This is a genomic window from Edaphobacter aggregans DSM 19364, assembly GCF_000745965.1.
Taxonomy (GTDB): domain Bacteria; phylum Acidobacteriota; class Terriglobia; order Terriglobales; family Acidobacteriaceae; genus Edaphobacter; species Edaphobacter aggregans.
Window position 1 is genome coordinate 1 of record NZ_JQKI01000218.1, and the last position, 6,432, is coordinate 6,432.

At 56.7% G+C, this 6,432-nt stretch carries 6 protein-coding genes and 1 pseudogene; 6 read left to right on the top strand and 1 reads right to left on the bottom strand.

Going from position 1 to position 6,432, the window contains the following annotated elements:
* Nucleotides 1–352 precede the first annotated feature (352 nt).
* Nucleotides 353–1,453, bottom strand: coding sequence for a M23 family metallopeptidase (locus tag Q363_RS29830; RefSeq protein WP_169747190.1), 1,101 nt, complete (start codon nt 1,451–1,453; stop codon nt 353–355).
* Between the two features lie 991 nt (nt 1,454–2,444).
* Here Q363_RS29830 and Q363_RS45735 point away from each other — a divergent pair.
* From Q363_RS45735 to Q363_RS29855, 6 genes and pseudogenes are all read left to right on the top strand, one after another.
* Nucleotides 2,445–2,531 (top strand): annotated as a pseudogene (locus tag Q363_RS45735) (recombinase family protein); the annotation flags it as partial.
* The gene (locus Q363_RS29835) at nt 2,505–2,687 is read left to right on the top strand and encodes a helix-turn-helix domain-containing protein (RefSeq protein ID WP_281176104.1); all 183 of its coding nucleotides are present in this window, start codon (nt 2,505–2,507) and stop codon (nt 2,685–2,687) included. The pseudogene Q363_RS45735 and the gene Q363_RS29835, both read left to right, overlap by 27 nt.
* Before the next feature lie 193 nt (nt 2,688–2,880).
* Nucleotides 2,881–3,210, top strand: a complete 330-nt coding sequence (locus tag Q363_RS29840) for a hypothetical protein (protein ID WP_035358010.1) — start codon at nt 2,881–2,883, stop codon at nt 3,208–3,210.
* A gap of 83 nt (nt 3,211–3,293) precedes the next feature.
* The gene (locus Q363_RS29845) at nt 3,294–4,688 is read left to right on the top strand and encodes a TolC family protein (RefSeq protein ID WP_035358013.1); all 1,395 of its coding nucleotides are present in this window, start codon (nt 3,294–3,296) and stop codon (nt 4,686–4,688) included.
* 17 nt (nt 4,689–4,705) lie between these two features.
* Nucleotides 4,706–5,752 carry an efflux RND transporter periplasmic adaptor subunit gene (locus Q363_RS29850; RefSeq protein WP_035358016.1) on the top strand — a complete coding sequence of 349 codons (1,047 nt, stop codon included), beginning with the start codon at nt 4,706–4,708 and terminating at the stop codon, nt 5,750–5,752.
* 4 nt (nt 5,753–5,756) lie between these two features.
* The gene (locus Q363_RS29855) at nt 5,757–6,365 is read left to right on the top strand and encodes an efflux RND transporter permease subunit (RefSeq protein ID WP_035358019.1); all 609 of its coding nucleotides are present in this window, start codon (nt 5,757–5,759) and stop codon (nt 6,363–6,365) included.
* The last annotated feature ends 67 nt before the right edge of the window (nt 6,366–6,432 follow it).

The following is a 6,432-nucleotide window of genomic DNA, read 5'->3' on the forward strand; positions in this document are numbered from 1 at the left end:
AATATCAGGATCATCCGGTGCGCAGGCTGCCAGGTCCCGCAGGTGACGGGCTGAGCGACGGAGGCAACTCCCGAGGCTCCCTTCGGTTTGTTTCGGGACTGGCAGAGAACATAAACTCAATCTTCTGTGCGGACTCTTTGGAGTCTCAGACAGCAAATGGATGTCCGGTTCTGCAGAGAGCAGGAACCACCAGCCGAGAGGCACTGTTGCGTAACGGCAGATTCTGATCAAACCGATAGCGCGCTCTCCTGAGCGCGCCCAGAAAATCCTGTGCTTTTCTGTTGACAAAAACTTACATGGATGCCCGTCACACGACCCGAATCGCGCTGTCGTCAGGGCATGCGCTTCATCTTCATTTACCGCGGTCTTCCCCGAATGCGACGACACTATTATCTAGCGGCAACTCGTGTATGCGAAGTTCCATCGACCCGCCATTCGCGCTCTTGCATCGGTACCGGTCAATGAGATAGGGCACGCCTTCGCCAGCCAGCAGCTTCGACGAATTCGTGACTTCGAAATGCAGGTGCGGCTCGCGTGCATCGCCGGAAGCGCCGAGGAGCGCCACCACTTGGCCGCGTCGCACGCGGTCCCCTTCCTTCACCCGCAAACTTCCCGGCTGCAGATGCATGTAATAGGCAAACTGAACGCCACCCAGATCAAGCGTGATTGTGTTTCCCGCAACTGTTTCCAACGAAATCGGCACAGCAGGGTGGAACGATTCGCCGTGTCCGGGGATGTTATTGGGGAGGCCATCTCTTGCCGTAATAACACGGCCGTCGGCAACGGCGAGCACTGCTTTCCCAAAGGAATAATAGGAGCGCACGTCCCGCGAGTCGCCAGAAAATGATGCACCATCCCTGATCTGCTTCCAGTCGATCGCGTAGCGTCGTGAGTCCACGGCCCGGCCATCAACAATGACCACTCCACGCCTATGATGATTCTCCTGATCATTACTCGGGCCATCGGCTGCGAGCCAGTTTGCTCCTTCTAACGGAGGGCCGAGCACACGCAACTCAGTGTAGTGTGTGGCGATGACTGCGCCTCCCGCCACTGAGTCGGCCGTTCTCACACGATGAAACAGTCTGTCTGGAACATGTGAGCCGCGGGCCAACACGATCGACATAAAAGCGATGGAACTCTGGCCATCGTTGATTAGAAGCCTTCCTGTGGGGTCAGAGAGTGTCTTGCCTCCCAAAGGCTGCAGCATGGTTTCGAGTTGCGGTACCTCGAAGGTCGCAATCGGTTGGGCGGCGGCTCCCGCATCTGCGTCGAGCACGTCAATTCGATTGAGGGAAACAGGAGATGTCCCGAAGTTCGTCAGGTGCAACTCGTACATGACATAAATATGTGGTCCGCTTGGGAATGCTGTGGGCTCGAATGGCACGCGCATCTCGAGCTGTGGTGGCCAAGCGGGCTTTGCCGCCGACTGCTTGTTATCGGATCGCAGCTGCACTTGAGAATTGCCTGTCAGCCCGCTGTTCGGTTGAGCAACGGTAGGACATGTGAAGAGGGAAGCAACTCCGAGAAGGATTAGCAGGCGCATGCTCAGGGTACGCAACGGAGACCACAAAGTTCCTCGTTCTGGTTGGATGGTCGGCAAACCGCACCTTACTCCCCTGCGCCTGACTCCGACCACATCCTGATCGAAACTCGGCTGCGCCACCGCACGCCTTTCTTGTCGTTCGCTTCAAAGGCGATGCCGGGTACCCTTGCGCCCGATGACGCGGACGGTCTGGATCGTGCTTTAGGGGGCAGCGAGAGCGGGGAAAAGCGTATAATAAAGCCCTGCGATAGCTCGTGACTATCGCAGGGGTTGTAGAGGCTACCGTTTGAAATGCAGCCACAAACGAACAATTGTGGCGATTCCAGACAGTAGGACGAACATCCATTTTGGTGATATCTGGATGCGGCAGTTGAAAGACAGCTTCACTTTCTCTACCTCCATCTGACGGCTCCAACCCTTCTCCGGTTGGGGCCGTTCTCGCGTTGAGCGCGAGCCGCGCCGATGACCCACTATTGCTGGATCGTGGTGCTGTCGAGAACTCCGAGTTCAGATGGTCGTGCGCCTCTGTTGTCATGCTATAAGGCTTCGCGCCTTGGTTGTGCGAGTGGCAAGGCCGAACGGTAGTGAGCCGTGTCGGGCATCGAAGCGAAGCGCGGAACGCAGTGAGCACTAGAGCTGCAAGATGAGCCTTGCCGCGATGCACACCAAGGTGCAATAGAGCCGACATGACAACAGAAAAGCAAACGGCCAGCTAGGAGTGTTGACTGGGATAGGGGTCCCGATGGTGAGGGACTTAGGACACGTGATCGACCGGGAAAAGTTGATAGACCCGAACGTTTTCAGGAAAGCCGCTGAAGCGCTGAAGGAAGGAACAGCTCTCCCTGTTTCTAAGCTGACCCCATAGACGTATAGCTATTTACATGACCACGCCGACGGGTCGTGCGCTCGCCGGATGCTCGCCGTCTTCGCCGAGTTCGAACGGGAGATCCTGCGAGAGCGTGTGAAGGCCGGCATCGCCCAGACCCACGCCAAAGGCACAACCTTCGGCAGGCCAAAGTCGGCGGCGATGCAAACTGCCGAAATCAAACGCCTCTATCGCAAGGAAAAACTCACCAAATCGGAGATTGCCAGACGGCTGGGCATCGGCAGAACCTCAGTTCGCCGCCTCCTTGAGGGTGCCTAGCGGCTCAAAACATTCAAATGGCCCATTTTGTACCGAATCGTTGCCATACCCAATGTTACGAAACTCTATGCTCGGACCCAGCCCATCGTTGATGCGACTTCCAATTTGCCGACTTCCTGCCCGGTTCGCCTTCACCAGAGGCAAGCAAAGGCGGTGAGCGCAGTTCCGAAATGTACCGATGTAGAATTGCGATATGTCTCGAAGGCTTATCGTCGCTTTTGTTGCCATCGCCATCATCACAATTTGGATGGGTGCGCTGGTGTACGAAACCTTCGACATACATGATCCAAAGCCGTTCCCCATTGACCCAGAATTCTTAGTCATGACGTGCAGCGTCATGCTAGCCCTGTGTCTCGGCACCGTGCTGGCTATCCGCCTGTTTGCCTTGTGCCTCTTATTCTGGGAATCGCTATCACAAGGCATGTCGGAATTGGCACCTGCAATATGGCGTCGATTCCAGACCTTTGAAGTCGAACGGCTTTTGTTCTCCTCGCCTTTAAGCGCGATTTCCCTTCGAATCTAGCCTTTTCTCCTGTACTGACTCCAGTTCATCTGCGGCAGTGTGTCTGCCCGCGTTTCCTCGAACTTTGGCTCTCAGGAGTTTCCATGAAACATATCGCAGCGCTTTTGCTGCTGTCCGCTGGATTTTGTGTTGGTTGCGCCAGGTATAAGTACCATGCAGCGCCAATTTCGCCCCCGGCTCTGGCCCAAAGCCTTTACAGCCGCAGTCTGGACGATCTCGAACTGCGCTCGTGGATGAACCAGAGCGCCAATTTCCAGCCAGCCTCGTGGCCGCTCGAAGCCTGGGACCTGAATTCGCTCACGCTCGCGGCGTTCTATTTCAATCCAGATCTCGATATTGCCCGCGCGAACGTGGCCTCAGCAGAGGCGGGGATTCGAACTGCTGCGATGAAACCGAACCCAATTGCAGGTATTGGACCGGGGTACGAGTCCGATCCGACGGCACCGTTCATCATGGGATTCAACTTCGATCTGCCGATCGAGACTGCGGGCAAGCGTGGCTATCGAATTGCGAATGCTACGCATTTGAGCCAGGCAAGCCGCCTCCAATTAGCCGAAACCGGGTGGGCTGTGCGCAGCCGGGTCCGGTCAGCACTTGTGGACTACCTGTTCGCGGTGGACGCAGCTGCCCAGTTGCAGAGACAGGTATCCCTGCAAACTCAGTATGCAGACATGATCGAACGGCGCTTTCATGCCGGCGAGATACCTCTACCAGAGGTGACCACAGCGCGTATCGACTTGACGAACCTCCGTCAAGCGCTTCGCGTAGCTGAGGGCCAGGTAAATACAACCCACGCGGTACTTGCGGCGGCCATCGGAATTCCCGACTCTGCCCTAGCGGGAAGGTCGCTGAAGTGGTCAGGGATCGATGCGCCGCCGGATCCAAGCGCGCTTTCCTCTCAGAGTGTTCGTGAAGCGGCGGTATTGAATCGGCTCGACGTACGGCGCGCCCTTGAGCGATATGAATCCTCACAATCCAACCTTCAGTTGGAAGTTGCACGGCAATATCCGGACATCAATCTAGGTCCGGGATACATCTATGAACAAGGCATTCACTCCATTGCTCTCAACCTGTCGAGTGTCCTGCCTTTGCGCAACCATAACGAAGGCCCCATCGCCGAAGCGGAGGCCCAGCGCAAGATTGCCGGAGCGCAGTTTCTCTCAGTGCAAAGTACGGTGATTGCGGAAAGCGACAAAGCTCTCGCCCAGTACGCAGCCGCATACGCGACCTTGCAGGAGGCATCGCGCTCGGTCGCTCAGCTTGAAGAGCAGCAACGAACGGCAGAACGCCTGCTGAAGTCAGGAGAAACCGAGCAATTCACTGCGATTGCTGCCGAGGTGCAAACCGCCGCTGCGGAACGTGCCCGACTGGATGCTCTACGTCAGGCACAACTGTCGATCGGGTTACTGGAAGACGCGTTGCAGCGGCCACTTGATCCGGCAATCACACCCGCGCTTCCCAAGAACGCGCCACGCTAGCCGAAAGGGTCTACAGGATGAAATCCACTCTGCGCATCATCGTCGTTATTGCCGCCGTCATTGCTCTCGCCGGCGGACTGATCTGGGGGTTTCTGGCCAGACAGAAGGAGCAGTCGGCGGAGGCTCAAGCCGAAGCTCCCATGCAGGCACCATCGCGTGTTGCGTCTCAAAATGGCGAAACGGTTCTCGCCTTCGATGACGCAGCGCAAAAGACCAATGGCATCGTCACGGCTGCCCCTATACACAGCCGGCAAAGTGTGGACGTACAAGCGACCGGCGTTGTTCTGCAACTCCAGCCGCTTCTCGATCTTAAGACCAGCTACAACACTGCCTTGACCGATCTTGCGAAAGCACGAGCAGCGGCAAGCGCATCACAGGCTGAATACGAGCGCCTGCGGCAACTGAATCAGGATGGGAAGAACGCTTCGGACAAAGCTGTCGAAGTGGCGCGCGCGGCTTCCGAAAGTGATGCCGCACTGGTTAGGAATGCAGAACAATCTCTGACCATTCTCAAAAGCTCCACTCGGCTTCATTGGGGTCCAGTCATAGCAAACTGGCTGGAGCAAGGTTCACCGCAACTGGACGCATTGCTTGCGCAGCGGACGTTTCTCTTACAAGTAACCAGTACGGATTCAGGCAGCTTGACCGCGCCACAGCAAGTAACGGTGAAATATGCGGATGGCACGCACAGTTCCGCGCACCTGATCTCGGTGCTTCCTCAACTTGACCCGCGTCTGCAAGCACCAAGCTTGCTGTATGGCGTCGCAGCGCATCCGGGCCTCATCCCTGGAATCAATCTTGCTGTTTTTCTACCCTCCGGCCCAGAGCGAGACGGATGGCTCGTTCCCGGCAGCGCGGTTGTCTGGTGGCAGGGCAAGGCGTGGTGCTATGTCGAAGAATCACCGGGCAAGTTCACTCGCAAAGACATAGCAACCTCGAAGCCCGTTGCTAATGGATGGTTTGTGACAGAAGGGATCGATGCCGACGCGCGTGTAGTCACCGTAGGCGCACAGGCACTTCTCTCGGAAGAATTCCGATCCCAGATTCAAGCAGACCAGGACTGACTTCATGTTGAATGCCATTGTTCGCTTTTCACTTCGATTTCGCGGAGTCATTATCTCTCTGGCTCTGGCCTCTCTGGGATATGGCCTCTATACGCTGACACAGGCGAAATATGTAGTCTTCCCAGAGTTTGCGCCTCCTCGCGTTTCGATCCAGACGGAAGCGCCGGGCCTATCGCCTGAACAGGTGGAACTGTTGGTGACCCAGCCGATTGAAAACGCCATCAACGGTGTGACTGGCATTGATTCTCTCCGCTCCAGTTCCATTCAAGGGCTGTCCGTCATCAATGTGGTCTTCCAGACCGGGAACGACGTTTATCTTGAACGCCAGTTTGTAGCGGAGCGCCTTTCGACGCTGGCAGGACAGTTGCCATCGGGCGTCAAAGCTCCCATCATGACGCCGCTCACGTCGTCGACAAGCAACGTACTGATCCTGGGCCTGACGTCTAACAGGCAGTCGCTCATGCAACTGAGAACGGCTGCAGATTGGACTCTCCGGCCCCGTCTCTTGGCAGTTCCAGGCGTGGCAAGCGTCACTGTCTTCGGTGGTGAGACCAGGCAGATACAAGTGCAGTTCCATCCAGAGAAACTAGCCTGCATCATTCACGAAGGCTGAGCGAGCGGTTGTTGTGAGCGCGAGCTCGTGACGAAGGCTCGTTTGGCTGGGTGCTGTTGGTTGGATT